Source organism: Bacteroides sp. AF34-31BH, assembly GCF_003602795.1.
Lineage (GTDB): Bacteria > Bacteroidota > Bacteroidia > Bacteroidales > Bacteroidaceae > Bacteroides > Bacteroides uniformis.
Map to the genome: position 1 here is coordinate 150,708 of NZ_QTLV01000001.1, position 17,554 is coordinate 168,261.

12 protein-coding genes are annotated in these 17,554 nt (G+C 47.4%); 1 reads left to right on the forward strand and 11 read right to left on the reverse strand.

The annotated features are described in order from the left end of the window. Positions 1 to 10: 10 nt before the first annotated feature. From hisB to DWZ67_RS00715, 5 genes are all read right to left on the reverse strand, one after another. Positions 11 to 1,159, reverse strand: a complete 1,149-nt coding sequence (gene hisB, locus DWZ67_RS00695; protein WP_009038117.1) for a bifunctional histidinol-phosphatase/imidazoleglycerol-phosphate dehydratase HisB — start codon at positions 1,157 to 1,159, stop codon at positions 11 to 13. Positions 1,160 to 1,291: 132 nt separating this feature from the next. Continuing rightward, positions 1,292 to 2,332, reverse strand: a complete 1,041-nt coding sequence (gene hisC / locus DWZ67_RS00700) for a histidinol-phosphate transaminase (protein WP_117887677.1) — start codon at positions 2,330 to 2,332, stop codon at positions 1,292 to 1,294. A 45-nt stretch (positions 2,333 to 2,377) separates the two neighbouring features. Then, complete coding sequence (gene hisD, locus DWZ67_RS00705) at positions 2,378 to 3,691, reverse strand: histidinol dehydrogenase (protein ID WP_120137961.1); 1,314 nt, start codon at positions 3,689 to 3,691, stop codon at positions 2,378 to 2,380. A 201-nt stretch (positions 3,692 to 3,892) separates the two neighbouring features. Continuing rightward, positions 3,893 to 4,744 carry an ATP phosphoribosyltransferase gene (gene hisG / locus DWZ67_RS00710; protein WP_044467625.1) on the reverse strand — a complete coding sequence of 284 codons (852 nt, stop codon included), beginning with the start codon at positions 4,742 to 4,744 and terminating at the stop codon, positions 3,893 to 3,895. A gap of 362 nt (positions 4,745 to 5,106) precedes the next feature. Continuing rightward, positions 5,107 to 5,598, reverse strand: a complete 492-nt coding sequence (locus DWZ67_RS00715) for a PaaI family thioesterase (RefSeq protein WP_005832726.1) — start codon at positions 5,596 to 5,598, stop codon at positions 5,107 to 5,109. 160 nt (positions 5,599 to 5,758) lie between these two features. Between DWZ67_RS00715 and DWZ67_RS00720 the strand changes: the two genes are divergently transcribed. Beyond that, on the forward strand, positions 5,759 to 6,862 hold the full coding sequence (locus DWZ67_RS00720) for a DUF4421 domain-containing protein (protein WP_394810581.1): 1,104 nt from the start codon (positions 5,759 to 5,761) through the stop codon (positions 6,860 to 6,862). 21 nt (positions 6,863 to 6,883) lie between these two features. On the opposite strand, the gene DWZ67_RS00725 is transcribed toward DWZ67_RS00720, so the two are convergent. From DWZ67_RS00725 to DWZ67_RS00750, 6 genes are all read right to left on the reverse strand, one after another. Next, positions 6,884 to 7,546: a DUF2490 domain-containing protein gene (locus DWZ67_RS00725; RefSeq protein ID WP_005832731.1), complete on the reverse strand. Its 663-nt coding sequence runs from the start codon at positions 7,544 to 7,546 to the stop codon at positions 6,884 to 6,886. A gap of 258 nt (positions 7,547 to 7,804) precedes the next feature. Further along, the gene (locus DWZ67_RS00730) at positions 7,805 to 9,877 is read right to left on the reverse strand and encodes a family 20 glycosylhydrolase (RefSeq protein WP_120129266.1); all 2,073 of its coding nucleotides are present in this window, start codon (positions 9,875 to 9,877) and stop codon (positions 7,805 to 7,807) included. A gap of 12 nt (positions 9,878 to 9,889) precedes the next feature. Further along, on the reverse strand, positions 9,890 to 11,620 hold the full coding sequence (locus DWZ67_RS00735; RefSeq protein ID WP_120129484.1) for a DUF4091 domain-containing protein: 1,731 nt from the start codon (positions 11,618 to 11,620) through the stop codon (positions 9,890 to 9,892). Positions 11,621 to 11,625: 5 nt separating this feature from the next. Next, positions 11,626 to 12,675: a hypothetical protein gene (locus tag DWZ67_RS00740; RefSeq protein WP_057089556.1), complete on the reverse strand. Its 1,050-nt coding sequence runs from the start codon at positions 12,673 to 12,675 to the stop codon at positions 11,626 to 11,628. Between the two features lie 25 nt (positions 12,676 to 12,700). Beyond that, positions 12,701 to 14,161, reverse strand: coding sequence for a RagB/SusD family nutrient uptake outer membrane protein (locus DWZ67_RS00745; RefSeq protein WP_120137962.1), 1,461 nt, complete (start codon positions 14,159 to 14,161; stop codon positions 12,701 to 12,703). A 33-nt stretch (positions 14,162 to 14,194) separates the two neighbouring features. Continuing rightward, on the reverse strand, positions 14,195 to 17,482 hold the full coding sequence (locus tag DWZ67_RS00750) for a SusC/RagA family TonB-linked outer membrane protein (protein ID WP_117887679.1): 3,288 nt from the start codon (positions 17,480 to 17,482) through the stop codon (positions 14,195 to 14,197). Between the last annotated feature and the right edge of the window lie 72 nt (positions 17,483 to 17,554).

Genomic DNA, 17,554 nt, shown 5'->3' on the forward strand with positions numbered 1-17,554 from the left:
CTGCACGATTCTACAACACTCCTTTCGAGCTTGGCAGTTCAAAGTGATAAATATCCCTCTTCACCGCCATCTTCAGCGCACGTGCCAACGCCTTGAAGATGCCCTCTATCTTATGATGTTCGTTCTGTCCTTCGGCTTTTACATTAAGATTCATCCGGGCAGCATCGCTCAAGGACTTGAAGAAATGCAGGAACATTTCCGTCGGCATATCTCCTACCTTCTCGCGCTTGAACTCGGCATCCCATACCAGCCACGGACGTCCGCCAAAGTCAAGGCACACTTGGCAAAGACAATCGTCCATAGGAAGGGCATAGCCATAGCGTTCAATGCCCCGCTTGCTTCCTAAGGCCTGATAAAGGCAGTCGCCCAGAGCAAGGGCGGTATCTTCGATGGTGTGATGCTCGTCCACTTCAAGGTCACCTTTCACACGGATGGTGAGGTCCATGCCGCCGTGCTTGCCTATCTGTTCCAACATGTGGTCGAAGAAGCCCAGTCCGGTCGCGATGTCACAATGCCCGTCACCATCCAGATTCAAGGATACGTATATATCTGTCTCCTTGGTAGTGCGACGTACTTCCGCCGTACGCTCACCGGCAAAGAGGAATTCGGCAACCTTATCCCAATCCCTGGTGGCGAGGGCGCAGTAATCTTCAAGTCCGTCACAAGCGGCACCGCCACCTTCGGAAACGGGTTTCAATGACGCCGTGTCATCTTGCAGAAGAATGGCGCGGCAGCCCAGATTCTTTGCCAGTTCCACATCCGTAGGCCGGTCGCCAATGACGAAACTGTGGGACAAATCGTAGTCCGGGTTATCGAGGTATTTGGTAAGCATTCCGGTACGCGGCTTGCGAGTCGGTGCATTGTCGTCGGGCATGCTGCGGTCTATGCAGATGTCGTCGAAGGTGATGCCTTCGCCTTCCAATGTCTTCATCATCAGGTTGTGTGCCGGCCAAAAGGTCTCTTCCGGAAAGGAAGTTGTGCCGAGCCCATCCTGATTGGTCACCATTACAAAATCAAAATCCAGCTTGCTGCGGATGAAGCCAAGATTGCGCATCACTTTCGGATAGAACTCCAGCTTCTCCAGGGAGTCCAGCTGATAATCAATGGGCGGCTCAATGACTAAAGTCCCGTCACGGTCTATAAAAAGTAGTTTCTTCATTTTAAAGGATATTTTTTTGAGGGAATAAAGGGAGTTATCGGGAGTTAGAAGGAGTTAGAGGCCGATAGTTCTTTGCATAAGCATTACTTGTATAAAACAGCAGTATCGGCCTCTAACTCCCTTTAACTCCTTCTACATATATTCCTTCAGCGCTTCAATCAATTTTTCATTCTCCCCTCTCGTTCCTACCGTCACTCGCAGGCAATTTCCGCAGAGTGACACGGAATTACGGTTGCGGACAATGATACCCTTGCCTACCAGATAATTGTAAATCTTCACGGCATCCGTCACACGAGCTAGGAAGAAATTGGCATGGGAAGGGAACATCTTCACCGTACATGGCAGTGCGGCGAACTCGGCTTCCAGATTCTCCCGTTCTTCTTTCAGTGTCTTTACCCAACGTTCTATTTCATAATAGCGGTGAAGCATTTCCACTGCCTGCTTCTGTGTCAGCAGGTTCACGTTATAGGGATATTTTATCTTACTGAGGATGCCGATAATATCCGGTGAGGCAAATGCCATACCCAGACGGATGGCAGCACATCCCCATGCTTTGGAAAAGGTTTGCAGTACAATGAGATTCGGATATTGATTCAAATTTTCAAGGAAGGAAGGTGCCTCGGAGAAGTCATTGTATGCCTCGTCCAGTATCACTAACCCATCAAACCGGCGAATCAGCGTTTCAATTTCGCTACGGAGCAGGTCATTGCCGGTAGGATTGTTGGGAGAGCAGATAAAAATCAGTTTGGTATGCTCATCCGCAGCAGCCAGAAGCTTGTCGGCAGAGAACTGGAAATCCTCATCGAGCAGCACTTTACGGTACTCCACATCATTAACGTCAGCACAGACTTGATACATGCCGTAGGTAGGGTCGATGGCCACTACATTATCCACACGGGGTTCACAAAAAGCACGGAACACCAAATCGATAGCTTCATCACTGCCATTCCCTAAGAAGATGGAATCGGGACTCACCTTTTTAATTTTAGACAATTCTGTCTTTAACTCCCGCTGCATGGGGTCGGGATAACGGTTGTGCGGCATGTTATAAGGATTCTCGTTTGCATCGAGAAAAACGGATGCCGCAGCACCATTATATTCATCACGTGCTGAAGAATAAGGCTTCAGACGCCAGATATTCGGACGGGTAAGTTCTTGTAATGTTTTCACCATGTTATTTATGATTTGACAATTTACGATTAAAATTACTTTAAGCCATCAGCTCTCAATTTTCAACTTTCCATTTCCATTTTCCAACTGCCCCAGTCTCACACTCACAGCATTCTTATGCGCATCCAGCTGTTCATTGGCAGCCATCAGCTCGATGGCAGGGCCGATGATATTTAATCCTTCCGGCTTTATCTCCTGAAAAGTTATCTTGCGGATAAAGCTGTCGAGGCTGACACCGCTGTATGCTTTAGCATAGCCGTTTGTCGGCAGGGTATGGTTTGTGCCCGAAGCATAATCTCCCGCACTCTCCGGAGTAAGAGAACCCAGGAATACGGAACCGGCATTCACGATACGTTCTGCCACGGAAAGATAATCCTCGGTTTCTATGATAAGATGTTCGGGAGCATACGCGTTGGTCAATTCAATGGCTTCTGCCATGCTGTCCACTACAATCAGTTTGCTATTGGCAAGAGACTTTTCGGCAATCTCTTTACGTGGCAGTAAGGCCAGTTGGCGTTCCACTTCCACCTTTACAGCTTGTTGCAATTCGACAGAGGTCGTAATTAATATAGCCTGACTGTCCACTCCGTGTTCTGCCTGGCTCAACAAGTCGGCGGCGACAAAAATCGGATTAGCTGTTTCGTCAGCCAAAACTTCTACTTCCGAAGGTCCTGCCGGCATATCTATCGCCACATCACGCAAGCTCACAAGCTGTTTGGCAGCCGTGACATACTGATTTCCCGGACCGAATATCTTGTAAACCTTAGGCACACTTTCCGTTCCGTATGCCATAGCGGCAATGGCTTGTATGCCGCCAGCTTTGAAAATCCGGTTGACACCTGCCACTTTTGCGGCAAACAGCACAGCGGGATGTACCTTTCCGTCACGTCCCGGAGGGGTGCAGAGAACAATCTCCTTGCATCCGGCAATCCTGGCGGGAACGGCCAGCATCAGTACCGTAGAAAACAGCGGAGCCGTTCCTCCGGGGATATACAATCCCACCTTTTCTATGGCAACCGCTTTCTGCCAGCAGGTCACCCCCGGCTGAGTCTGCACTTTCTTGCCCTCAAAGCGTTGTGCGGCGTGGAAAGTCTCGATGTTCTGCTTTGCCAGGCGAATAGCTGCTTTCAAGTCTTCACTCACCAGGTTTTCCGCTTCCTGCTGTTCCTCTTCCGACACTGCCAGCGAGGCCAACACCACTTTATCAAATTTTTCTTCATAATCCAGCACAGCACGGTCTCCCTCCTCCTTCACACGGTCAATAACACTCCGCACCGTATCAAACAGATTCTCCGTATTCATCACCGGACGTTTCAGAATCTCTTGCCACTGGAATTTATCGGGATTACTAATCAATATCATAATGACATGTTTTTAAAGATTTATGCATAAACCATGATATTATTGGAGGTGTGTCAAAACTCTCTGAAGACTTTCTATTAGGCGCTGATTACGCGGATTTCACGGATTCATTTTACCGATTCCGCGCTATTTCGCGTAATTCGTACCTAATGTCGTAACATAAAGAAAGCGTTTATATACTTTTGACACATCCTCGAGGCTTTAAATTATCATTTTCTCAATCGGCAGCACCAGAATGCCTTCTGCCCCCAGCGCTTTCAGCTTTCCGATAATCTCCCAGAAACACTTCTCGTCGAGCACCGTATGTACCGAGCACCAGCCTTCTTGTGCCAAAGGCATTACCGTGGGGCTCTTCATGCCCGGAAGTACAGAGACAATCTCATCCAGTTTCTCTTTCGGGGCATTCATCAGCACATATTTCTTATCTTCGGCTGTCTTCACGGCATCCATACGGAACAACAGCTCCCTCAATATCTCTTGCTTTTCCTCGCTCATGTTCTTGTTGCCAATCAGTAGCGCTTCGGACTTCATCACAACCTCCACTTCCTTCAAACGGTTGCTCACCAGCGTAGAACCGGAACTTACAATATCGAAAATAGCATCTGCCAGACCGATGCCCGGCGCCACTTCTACCGACCCCGTAATGACGTGTATCTCCGCATTCACCCCATTCTCTTTCAAAAAGCCGGAAAGGATACCCGGATAAGATGTCGCAATCTTCTTTCCGTGAAACCACTTCACCCCCGGATACTCAATATCCTTCGGCATGGCAAGAGACAGACGGCACTTGCTGAATCCCAGACGCTTGATTATCTCCGCATCCTCATTCTTCTCAACAAATTCATTCTCACCCACAATGCCTATATCAGCCACTCCGGTAGCCACAGACTGCGGAATGTCGTCATCCCTCAAAAACAACACTTCAAGAGGAAAGTTTGACGACTGCACCAACAACGAACGCTTCATGGCACTCAACTTAATATCCGATTCTCCCAAAAATGACATGGTCTCGTCATAAAGACGACCTTTAGCTTGTACTGCAATTCTTAACATAAGGTTATTTACTATTTTACGATTTACTATTTACTATTTTGAATGAGATGACAGAAAACAAAACGAGGCTTACCAATATTCGGCAAGCCTCGTCTGTTATGTCATCTGTTGTACATATACACTCATACGCCCACCGAGTTATTCGTTAGGATGATGATGGTGATGATGTGCAACGATATTCTTCATATTTTTTGGATTTTAATGCGACAAAAGTAAACTAAAAGTTTGAAACTCCAAAAGATTTATCACAAAAAGTTTATTTTTTCTTTCAAATTCATCTTAGTTCACCACAGATTACACAGATTTGCACAGATTGGAATAAAAATAATCTGTGCAAATCTGTGTAATCTGTGGTGAAACAATTAAATCAACGGCAATATTTCCTCCTGCTCTACTTCGCAGCTATGGAAATGCATTTCCGCTTCCGCCTTCTCCTTCGGAAAGGTAAAGTAGGTGCAAGTGGCTTCTGTGCAAAGTTCGCCCATGCTATTATATAGGCGTGCTTCTATGATAGCAATATTCCGCTTCTGCTCGCGAAGCGAAGCCCGCAGCACCACATGCGTGTCGTTGGTCGATATGGATTTGCGGAAGCGGGTTTCCATTTTCGATGTCACCCCGCCGGTCTGCAGCTTGCGGAACACGACCCAGCCGCAGATTTCATCCAGCAATACGGACTGGATGCCTCCATGCAACGTATTCAGCCACCCTTGATACTCCGGACGCGGCTTCCAGATGCTCACCACCTCGTCACCGTCCTCATAAAACTCCATTCTCACACCGGCTTCATTGTCGGGAGAGCAACCGAAACAGTTGTAGCCCTCCATATCTTTCCACGGATTGATAATCTTCTTCATATCGTATTCTTCTTTATCTGGTTTTGATTCATAAAGTCTCTCAATAAGACGTTCAATATTAGTCATTCCGATTGAGAACTACAAATTATTGATGCCTTTTTCAGAGAAAAATTAGCGGGATACTGTTCAAAAACCGGTTATTTTATTTAGCTTTGTATAAATGAGAGAGAACAACAAGATGCAAAGAGGGGCCTTTTTCTGCTTATGGATATTATTTACATTCTCATTGTTTGCGCAAAACAAGGAGAACGGTTCTGTCGCATGCGACAGCATCGTATATAAAAATACCTTCAGAAAAGCATTGAAGAAATTCCTCAACTTCAGCGACTTCGACACTACCTATATCAGTCCCAACCGGTACAATTACGCCCTGATGCTCGACCATTTCACCAATTACGAGTATTACTCCGTGGGCAATGACGACCAGCGGCTCCGTTTCTCGCCCAACCCTCACAACAAGATAGGCGCTTACTTCGGATGGCGTTGGATATTCCTGGGATGGGCTGTCGATACGGACTGGCTCTACGGAAAGAAAAGCAAGAAAAAGCGCGGTACGGAGTTTGATCTCAGTCTTTACAGTTCCAAACTGGGAGTCGACATTTTCTATCGCAGCACCGGAAACGACTATAAGATACACAAGGTATCCGGCTTTTCCGACGAGATTCCCTCCAATTATTCCGAAGACTTCAACGGATTGAAAGTAAAGATGAAGGGATTGAATCTGTATTACATTTTCAACAACCGGCGTTTCTCCTATCCGGCCGCCTTCAGCCAGTCCACCAACCAGCGCCGCAATGCAGGTTCTTTCATTGCTGGATTCTCCGTATCCACCCACAATCTGGACTTCGACTATACCAAGCTGCCCCAAATCATTCAGGAAAACATGAATCCGGGCATGAAGGTGAAGCACATCAAATACACGAACATCAGCCTCAACGTCGGCTATGCCTACAATTGGGTGTTTGCCCGCAACTGTCTCGCCTGCCTGTCGTTCAATCCGGCGGTCGCCTACAAGACATCGCGCATAGAGAAGACCGAAGAACGGGAAGCGGACGACTGGTACAAGAACTTCAATATCGACTTCATCCTGCGTGCAGGCGTGGTATACAACAACAGCAAATACTTCGTGGGTACCTCATTCGTAGGCAGGACATACGACTACTACAAGAACAGTTTCTCCCTGAACAACGGGTTCGGCATCCTCCAAGTATACGCCGGATTCAACTTCTATCTGAAAAAGGAACACCGGAAAAGTAAGAAATAGGATAACCGGACTTCACCCCTCTCAGAAGCTGTAAGCACACTCCACCCCTACTATATTCTTCCGCTTATCCTGCTCCCACTGCCTGCAATAAAAGAGGTCCGCCTCCCAGCGCCCGGACAGAGGCAACGTGATTCCCCCGCGATAACGCATCCGTTTCACCCCGAAATGCTCGGTCCTGTTCAGACCATTATACATCTCGACCGAAGCATACGGCTCCAGCTTGCACTTCGGAATGTCATAGGCAAACTTCGCACGCGAACGCAAGCGGAACTCATCCCTATGCCCATCGAACGTATGCTGAAAGCGCTCACGCAAAGACAGTTTCACCCTTTGCACACGGGCAGACAGAGTGCCTTCCAAACGGTAGCGGTGCCGGAACTTCCAGCCATCCGCCCCCCGGTTGCGGTAATGCGTCTCATACCCGGCTCCAAGCTTCAGGAAAGGCAACAGCTTATAGCTTCCCCCCACCTTCAGCCCCCACCGGTCTGTCTTTCCCAAATCATCCTTTGTACGCCACTCCAGCCCACCGGAAACAGTAAATGCCGGCTTCAACTTATATTCGAAACCGACATTCGCCCAAGTGGCAAAATCCTTCTCCTGCGCCCGCAGGGAAAAAGACGAAACACCCAGCAAAGAAATCAGCAAAACGAGTGCTTTCGTGCACGAAGATATATTACTTACCATAAGCCGTTTTTTGTTAAAGCGCCAAAGGTAAGGATAAATTCTGTAACAATTCTGTAATACTACAAATCTTGTCTGCACATTTCCGATACTTCAATAATACTTAAAAACAGAAACCGAGATATAAAGTTTCTCCGTTCATCCATACAAAAGTTCCGGGAATCAGCAAAGCGCATTTTCCCGGAACAACAATACCTATTGAAAACTTTCCGGTCTGTATCCGACAGACCACGAGACTTAGTCTAAGGTTAATCAGTTTCTCTATTCATCCAAAGTCTTCATCCACGACTCTATTTTTTCCACCATCGGAAGTTCATAAAGATACAGCCAATCGCTGTTATTGGTCATTGCAGCAAGATGGCGGTGGTGATTCTGGTCGGCAATATACCCCTCGGGATTGCTCATGAAGCGGGTTTGCGAATATACAGATTCAAGCTCCGCACGCATCTCCTTAAAATAAGAACACACCTTTTTAATCTGCCTCAGACTTGCCGCACGCTCATCCTCTCCGTTCGCTTTATCATAGTTTTCCAAAGCCATCAATAACCGTACCGGATAGTTCAGCAAACGTCCGGTCTGCTCATAAATATCCAATGTATAACGATTGCGCAAAGCATGGGATTCTGCGTCCTGCAATCCTTTGGTTATTCTTTCATAGCGCGCGGCTTCAATACGGGCAGAATCCAATCTATTCTCGTACTTCCTGCTCCACTTTCCCGGCGCCCCGGCATCAGGCAGTTCTATCAAGGTAAAAGCCTCGGTCACTCCCCAAGCCGGATTCCTCGAACCGGAAACAACCAGCGCTCCGTCAAAGAAAAAGGCGGCTTTCTCCATCTCTGCCAGAAAATCCATCTGTTTCCGTTGCAAACCAAACTCACGCCGGGCATGCGCTGTGATGAAATCTTCTATCGTCCTCCCGCCGGGATGCCAGCCATACTCCCCTTGCGCTATGAAACCGCGCATAACAGTTTCCAGATGGGCCGAGCCGTCATCCCATGCCGTGGTCAAAATTCCCTCCAACTGATTTTCGGCAACCAAAGCGCAAAAATCCTTGATATACTGTACCCTGGAATTATTACGCGGTATAAACGGAGTTTCCCCGGTAGACGCGGAAGTAGCTCCCATCACCTTCAGACCTTTCTTATGATACCAATTAAGCAGCATCCGATGTGGCAGAATGGTAGGGTCTTCGTAATGCCAGCGCATGTAGATGCAGTTCTTGGGAAACATATCTATCGCTTTATCCAATTCCGCCGTATTCCAGTTCTTCATGACTTCATCGTCCGGCACATTGCGGTGCAGAAGCCACCACAGATTGGCATATTTCAACGGCATATCGTCCCAGAATATAGGAGTCCGCCCGTGTGCCACCGCAAAATCGCATACCTTTTTAAGCCACTCCATCTGCAACTGAAAAGCCGTTTTGCCGGTTGCCTTACAACGCTCATCAATGCCGATGGCCGATATTTCATCGCCGCCTATATGGAGGTATTTGCTTTGTGGCATCGCTTCCATAGCATCCCGATAGAGGTCGAACAGAACTTCGTATGTGCGGGGATTGGAAGGACAGAATTCCCAATCACTCTTTTCACTCTCGCGCAGCTCCCAGTGGTGCTTCAAGATGAAACTGGCGTGTCCCAACCCTTGCACCAGAGGGCTGATGTTGATGTTCCGTTCTTCGGCATAGCGGCAGATGGCTTGCATTTCCTGCTTGCCGATGGCGTTTGGCGCACCCACTTCGGGACGACGGGTATAGCGCAGCTTGTCCTCCAGCTCCCATATCACGGCATTCACTTTATACCTTGCCAGTTTGTCAATCATGCGATAATAGTATTCCGTCCGGTCCAGATGATGTTTTGTATCCAGATGTACGGCGCGATAGGCTATAGCCGGATAATCCGTAATTTTCATCGCCGGTATCTCCAATGAAAACTGATGGCTGTCTTCCATCAGCTGCTCCAAGGTCTGGCAACCATAAAACAGTCCGGCATGAGAACGGGCACGGATGGCAACCCCTTTGGAAGAGACTTCCAATACATACCCTTCGGGAGATGCGGGCACATCCTTTCCGGTCATTGAGAGTGTCACGCCTTTTACCCCTTTCACCGCATATCGCGGAAGCGCATCCAGCATATTTCTCAGAACCGGGATTTCTCCTTCCCCTTTCATGGTGACAAAAGAGAGTTCACCGGCACTTATGCCTTTCCCTTTCTGAATTTCCATCTGCTGCGGCAGAGGCAGTATCTGAAATCGTTTATCCAGACCGACAGCACTCATCCTTACTGACAATCCCAGCAAAAAGAGCAATACAAATATTTTTTCAAGTTTAATCATAATCATCCTTTTTTAATATTCAGCAGAAATCTTTTTCAACATACCTTGTGCTTCCGTCACTATTTCCCCTGCGAATCTTCCCGAAGTCAACGTAAACTTCTGCACAACGGGATTCATCAGATTGGTGGAGAGGATGCGCATTTTTTCATAATCCTGTATACCTTCGCGAAGCAATTCAAGACGAATGCTCGACAAGGGGACTGAAGACAAAGAGTTGTCACTGCGATAAATCAGGCTGAAATCCCCCGCCGTGTTATTTCCATCCCTCACATCCTGCGGGTCGGCCTTGGTCCAATAATCGTAAGCCCATCTCAAGAATCCGTTCAATCCTTTGGCTTTGGCATACCAAGCCACCCACACCATCTCTGCCGGATTGTTATCCAGACTTACATAGGCATTGGGGATGCTCTGCGCGCAACTGGTATAGAAAGTGGCAACAGCATTCGTCGATGTGCGGTCATATCCCAAAATGGTGCTGTAGTCATAAAAAGCACTCTCCACATCGGAGGAGACGGCACTACCGGCAAGTCCTATTTTCCAATCCGGATTGTGCTGCTTTATGAAAGATACCACCTGCCGCATTTCATCTTCCCTGATTTCGTCCATATAAAGAACAGTCTTTTCAAACCAACCCTTCGTTTTAAGATGACGCTCAAAGGAATCCAGAAACTCATTCCAAACAGTCCGGTATTCGTCACTCCCCACTGTCAGCTTCAACGTCCGGGCTTCGCCCGAAGCATCGGTATATCCGATGGAAGTGTTCCATCCCACCAGAGAAAAACAACTGATTTGTCTGCCAATCCCCCACGACATCATCTGAGCGACAAACTTGTCGAAACCGGTATAGTCGAAGCTCCATTTCCCATCAGCAGCCTCATGCCACTTAACCATGGTTTGACCTTTGTTGAAAGCGCCGTCCTTGATATAGGCAGTGATAACCTTTTGTCCGGCATCAGCCAGCAACTGATAGAATGGTTTCACCAGAGTGAAATACTCACTCGAAAAAGGAGTAACTTTTTGCCCATTATCAGCACACAAGCCGGACAGCTGGAAAGGGAACTGCCATAAATCCAAATGGAAAGCCCATTCGCTCACCGGAGGCAAGGCATGATTGACAACCAGCAACCTTACCGTGAACGTCAGTTGCACCTCACCACCCGATTTTACGGTGACCGTGCCTTCGTACTCTCCAGGCGCGGTGCCCGCAGGAATGTCGGCAGTCAGCCAAAGTTTTACCGGTTCCGAAGCAGTCACTGTTCTGACTGCCTCTTCGGACAACTTATCCGCAATCTGTACCGAAGTATGCGTGCGGTATTCATTGCAAACAAGAGCCTTTTCATCTCCCAACACATAGGATGGAAAACGCAAATGCAGATTGGAAGAAGCAATACGGTTGCCGCCGGACAGCAGGTCACCGATTTCGTACGTCAAGTCATCATATCGTTTTGATTCCGTCCAAAGCACAATCTGCTTATGCACGCGCTCATTCTGCCATACGGTGTCTTTCCATACCGTAGTCACCAGCCTATCATCCTCCTGCCCGATAAATTTCTGTCCTTTAGCATATCTCACAAACTTACTTTCAAACGAGCCTTTCAAAGTCTCCGAAGGGGTAACGGGCGGCTCGGGATTGACCGGCAGTTCCGGTTTTTCAGTGTTTCCGGATGGCGCCTCGTCCGAACAAGCACTCGTTCCAAGGGAGAAAAAGAACAAAGAAGACAATAATAATGTAATTTTTTTCATAAGTGTCATCCGTTTTTCTTGATTGAATAGTCATAATACGGCGGCTGACTCAAATTCAGTGTAATCGTATAATTCCCAGCCGTCCCGATTTCTATGTCCGTACCCTCTTCCGACAGTTTGGAAAGTCCTTCGGACGCTCCATATACAATTATCGGGTCGCCATAACCGACAGCAATGGTGGTAAACTTCAGCGTTCCTGGCGACAAATCCGTATCCAGGCTCCAGAGACGCGTTTCCGAAGAATAGGTCATAGCCTTCAAGGAACTGATGGCAGAGCCTGTAACCGCCCATTGCGTGTGGAGCAGCGTCATCACCTGAGTCGCCGCATCGAAATTAATCTTCCATACGCCCGGAGAAGTAATTTCGGGGGTTCCGTTATTGGAAGTCCAGTTTCCCCAAGGACCATCGCAAGCAAAAACATTTCCACCGGCAGACTCTTTCTTCACCATCTCGAACGAGCAGCTTGAACCGTCGGCTCCACCGGAGAAGTCGTAGTAGGAAGACAAATCCGAAGCAACAAGACCGATATTATCCCAATTCGTTCCGGTCAAATCAATATATCCCTCAAACTTGGTATCATAGTTGATGGAAGCAATCTTTTGCGATTTGTCCGGATTGACATAATATCTTTCTCCTTCCGGTCCATAGTCTCCGGTTTTGACGAAGTACATAAACGGCGGTTCATTGTAGACCATCTCAACAAAATAGCTTCCGGTTTCCATGCCGCGTTTCAAGACAAGCTCCCATCTGTTGCCGGTAAAAGTCACCTCGTCACCTACGGCAACGTTAGCCTCAGCCGAGGCATCTGCAAGAACGATTGATTTCACAACGGCCTTTGTCGAAGCCTTTCTGACCTCAAGGGTCAATACATTATCCAGCGTCTTGTCTTCCTTCAACCTGGGCACCGCCACATAGTCCATACCCTCGACCGACAACACCAGAGAAGATACCGGAGACACTATCGTGGGATTGGCAGGCAGTTCTTCGCTGCTGCAAGACACTCCACCAACCAAAGTACTTAAAAGTACCCAAAACAAAAATATATTCTTTTTCATCTTGTTCGTTTTTTTAAGGTTATTGTCAATATCCGGGGTTCTGCTTTACTCCGGTCATAATCATTAACTGGTCATTCGGTTTCGGCAGCAGATAGTTATGGTCGTCTATCGTTGATTCCGGATACCAAGGAGACAATTTCTCTTTCAACAGATAACGGCGGCAGAGGTCGAACCAGCGGTTACATTCAAACGCCAGCTCCCAATTTCGCTCGTCAAGAACCGCGTCATCAAACTGTTTCGCCGTCAAGCCGGAAAGTTCGGGCAAGCCTGCCCTTCTGCGAACTTCATTCAGTGCATCATAAGCCTTTTGCGAAGGGCTTCCTTCTGCAAGATTGGCAGCCTCGGCATATATAAGCAATATATCAGAATAACGCAACATGCAGTAAAAGCCATCCGCATTCTGCCCGCTCCCGATGGGCGCATTGTAATATCCGCCGCTTGCAGGACCGGCATCGCGCAGTTTCCCTACGTAGGGCTGAGCCGTGTTTGTCTGCTCCCACGGGGTTCCGTCTATCATGGTCAGATAAAAAGTACCTTTCACACGGCTGCCATCTCCTTTAGGAAACATATCAAAGAAGCGGCTGTCGCTTGTCCAGTCGGCCCAACCTCCTTCACCATTGGCATCGGGACGAGTGGCACGGAATTGATAACCGCCCGTCCTGCTGATGGAATTGCCATAAAGGGTGAAAATAAATTCGGAATTAGTCTGTCTGTTATCATACAGCCACAAGTCGAAGAAATGTCTCTCCAACGAATAAACTTTCTCATTGATGACTTCTCCAGCCTTATCACGTGCCAGCGCATAGCATGAAGTGTCGTTCAACGGGAAGCCTGCCATAGTGAGATATACCTTTGCCAGCAAGGACTTTGCCGTCCAGCTTGTGGGACGGGTACGGTCTTCCCGCTTCGAAGGCAGTGTCGTTTCCGCCGACTGCAAATCCACAACAATCTGTTTATAAATATCAGCTATGGCAGCCTGCGGTTCCACCGACGCATTCTTCTGATTGGCCTCCGTCAGCAAAGGAATCTCACCAAACCAGCGAACCAGCTGAAAGTAACCGAAAGCACGGAGGAATTTGGCTTCGCCGTCAATGGGGCTCAACTCCTCTGCCGTGAGATTCGTATTCTGTGCAACCAGTTCTATCGTAGTATTACATGCACTGATGCTCGAATAACAATTGTTCCATAAAATATCCGTCACTTCTTCCGGATTGCCTACTGTGTTAATGTTAACCTGCTCGAATCCTTTCCATCTGACTACCGGGGTACATACATCTTCCGCACCGGCACACGCAACGTAGGGTGCATCTTCTCCATAGAGCTTGACAAGGGGGGTATAAGCTCCGGAAATATAACTGTTGAAATCGACAATTGTCTTAAAGAACTTGTCAGATGTGGGCTGTCCGGTCAAATCTTCCGATAAATCGGCACATCCACAACAGATGGTAACGGCCATCAATCCCACTACCATTCTTTTTATATTCATCTTTATTTTCATAATATATCCTTAATTTATCAGTTAAAATGTAATATCCAAACCCACCAAGAAGCTCTTGGCCGAGGGATAGATGCCACGGTCTACCCCGGCAGCAGTAGCGTCGGTTCCCATACTGGCTTCGGGGTCATATCCGGTATAGTTCGTTATCGTCCAAAGATTGTTGGCACTCACATAAATACGGGCAGCATTGAACCCTGCCTTCGACAATAGTTGCCGGGGCAGACGATAGCCCAAAGTGATATTCTTCAACCGCAGATAAGCGCCTTTTTCAACCCAACGGGAAGAGTTGACGTATTCTGTTCCCGAAAATGACGGAATGTCCGTTTCGTTCTCCGGCGTCCAACGCTCTTTTATAACCGGATTGGTAGGAAAAGCATCCGAAGAATAGACTTCACGACGCACACGGTTCTGATTATAAACATCATTGCCCGCTACTCCCTGCCAAAAGATGTTCAAGTCGAAATTGTAGATGGTAAATGTATTGTTGAAGCCAAAGCTCCATGTGGGCTGCGCATTGCCTATGATGCCGATATCGTCTTTATCTATTTTTCCATCCTTGTTGAGATCTGCATATTTGGCATCTCCCGGCTTAGCACCATACAAGGCAGCAGTAGTCGCTTCATTCTGTTTCCACACTCCGGCAAAGGTGTAGCCCAGGAATGTACCCATCGGCTGTCCTACCATCTGCACGTAAGAGCCTACCAATCCGGGAAAGTCGGCATTGCTGGTGTAAATCATCATATCGGAAAGGCCATCCAGTTCCAGAATTTTGTTCTTATTATAGTTCACCGTATAGTTTATATCCCATTTGAAGTTTTTTGTCGATACGGGAATACCACCGAATGTCAAGTCAAAACCCCGATTGGATACCGCGCCTACATTTGTCAGGATAGATTCTACTCCCAATGCCGTGGGCACCTTCTGCCACATCAACAAATCGGTTGTCTTCTTCTTGTAATACTCGGCAGAAAAACTCAGCCTGCCGCCCCACCAACGGCTGTCGATACCTACATTCAGCTCATTCGTACGTTCCCACTTCAGGTTTTCATTACTCAACTGGGAAATGGCAAGGGTAGGATTGTTGTTGGCATCCAAGCCGGGAGTAAACTTCAACTGGGAGGCAAACGACGGAACAGCCGCATTGCCCACCGTTCCGTAGCTGGCCCTTAACTTGAATTCGGGGACAACATGACGGAATCTCTCCATAAAAGCCTCTTCCATCAAATTCCATCCTACGGAAAAGGCTGTGAAACCGTCGTATTTATGCCCTTCGGCCAATTGGCTGGCACCGTCGTAACGAACGGAAGCCGACAACATATACCGCTTCTGATAACTGTAATTGACGCGTCCCATGAACGACTGCATGGTTGTTTTGGAAGTTTCCGCCCAAGGCTGCTGCAAGATAGAACCAAACTGTATTCCATTGTATCCCAATCCCACGGGGATGCCTTTGGCTGATGCTGTCGTGCCATCATAGCTATCTTTCAGCACTTCGTAAACACCGGTTGCCTGCACATTGTGCTTACCGAAAGATTTGTCGAAAGTAAGGATTGAGGTACTTTGCAATGCAATATAATTAGACTGCGTTTTGCTTCCGCTTACTTCCGTAGTCGGACCGTTGTTCACTACCTGATTGTCGAAATAGCCTGAAGTCCGGCTATTGGTCTTGTATGAAAACAAGGTCGAAAATTTCAGGAAATCCCAAAACTTATATTCACCCGTGACAGCAACATTAAACACGGAAGCAGAGTTATCATTTACAAACTCCTTGGCATATCCTACCGGATTGAACGAAGTAGGCCCTACACCGCCCGGCTGCGTATAGCCGCCTTCGCTTTCGGAATCATAAACCTTCTTGGTGGGCGACCATTGCAATGCCGAACTTATAGCTTGTTCATATTCACCTTTCTGTGATTTGTTATAGGAAGCAAAGGTGTTCAGTATAAAGCTCAAACGCTTGTTGGCTTGTATCTTAAAATTTGAGCGGAAAGTATATTCCCTGAAATCCGTATTCAAGACAACCCCTTGCTTGTCAACATATCCCCCCGCCAGAAAATAAGATATACCTTCCTTTCCACCGCTCACACTGACATTATGCGTATGGGATATGGCTTCTTTGAATATTTCATTCTGCCAATTGGTTCCTTCTCCTAAAGCAGCAATTTCATCCTGCATAAAAATCGGATTCTGCCCGTTTTCAATTCTCGCTTCATTCAGCAAAGTTGCATAGTCTGTCGCATTCAGAGAAGGTAACTTCTTCCTTACCTGGTCAAATGAAACAAATCCATTATAAGAGATGCGTGCTTTGCCGGTTGTACCGTTCTTGGTTGTTACAAGAATGACGCCATTGGCACCTTTAGAACCGTATACAGACAAGGCCGCTGCATCTTTCAGAACCTCTATGGATTGAATCTGGTTAGGATTCAAGCTACCGATGTTTCCATCTTGTACACCATCGATAATCACCAAAGGGTCGTTGCCGTAGGTCAGAGAGTTTGAGCCGCGAATACGGATAGAGACAGCTCCAGCAGGGTCACCACTGGTGTTTTGTACTACAACACCCGATACGCGTCCCTGAAGAGCCTGCGCCGTACTTGTATTGGGAGCAGAGAGCAATTCTTCTGATTTCACGGAAGATACGGAACCGGTTATATCGCTCTTCTTCTGTACTCCATAGCCTACAACCACAACTTCATCAAGCATTTCCGTATCCTCTTTCAAAGTCACTCTTGCCAGCGATTTATCCGTTACCTTAATATCTACGGTCTTATATCCGACATAGGAAATTGAAATCATGGCATCTCCAGGCACATCCATGAGAGAATATGTACCATCCATATCGGTAATTCCTCCATTGGACGTTCCTTTCACCATGACAGTAGCGCCGATAATGGGTTCACCATTGACATCTACAACAATTCCGGTTATTTTCTTTGCAGATGAAGCGTTTTGCGTGGGTTTGCGAATAAGAGCAATTACATTTCCTTCCTCTTGCTTGTACGAAAGAGCCGTTTTTGCCAGAAGCTGCTGCATAGTCTGGTCAATCGTTACATCCTGCACATTCAACGATACTTTCCGGTCCAAATCCGGCAGGCTCTCATTGTAAAAGAACTTATAGACACTCACCTGCTCTATCTGCTTCAGGGCAGACCTCAACGGTTGCTCCTTGAAGCTGATTGTGATTTGGGAATAAGCACTAAAGGAAATACTTAGAAACAATGCCAGACAGACAGTCCGCACTGCGTTCCGATTACCACTTCTCCCGACAAAAAAGCGGAGGAGTCTTAAAAAGGCTAACTTGTGTTTCATACATCAAAACTTTTATAGGTTTGATAAGTATACAGCCACCCCTATGTCTTCGTCCAAGCCGCCTTCCGTTTT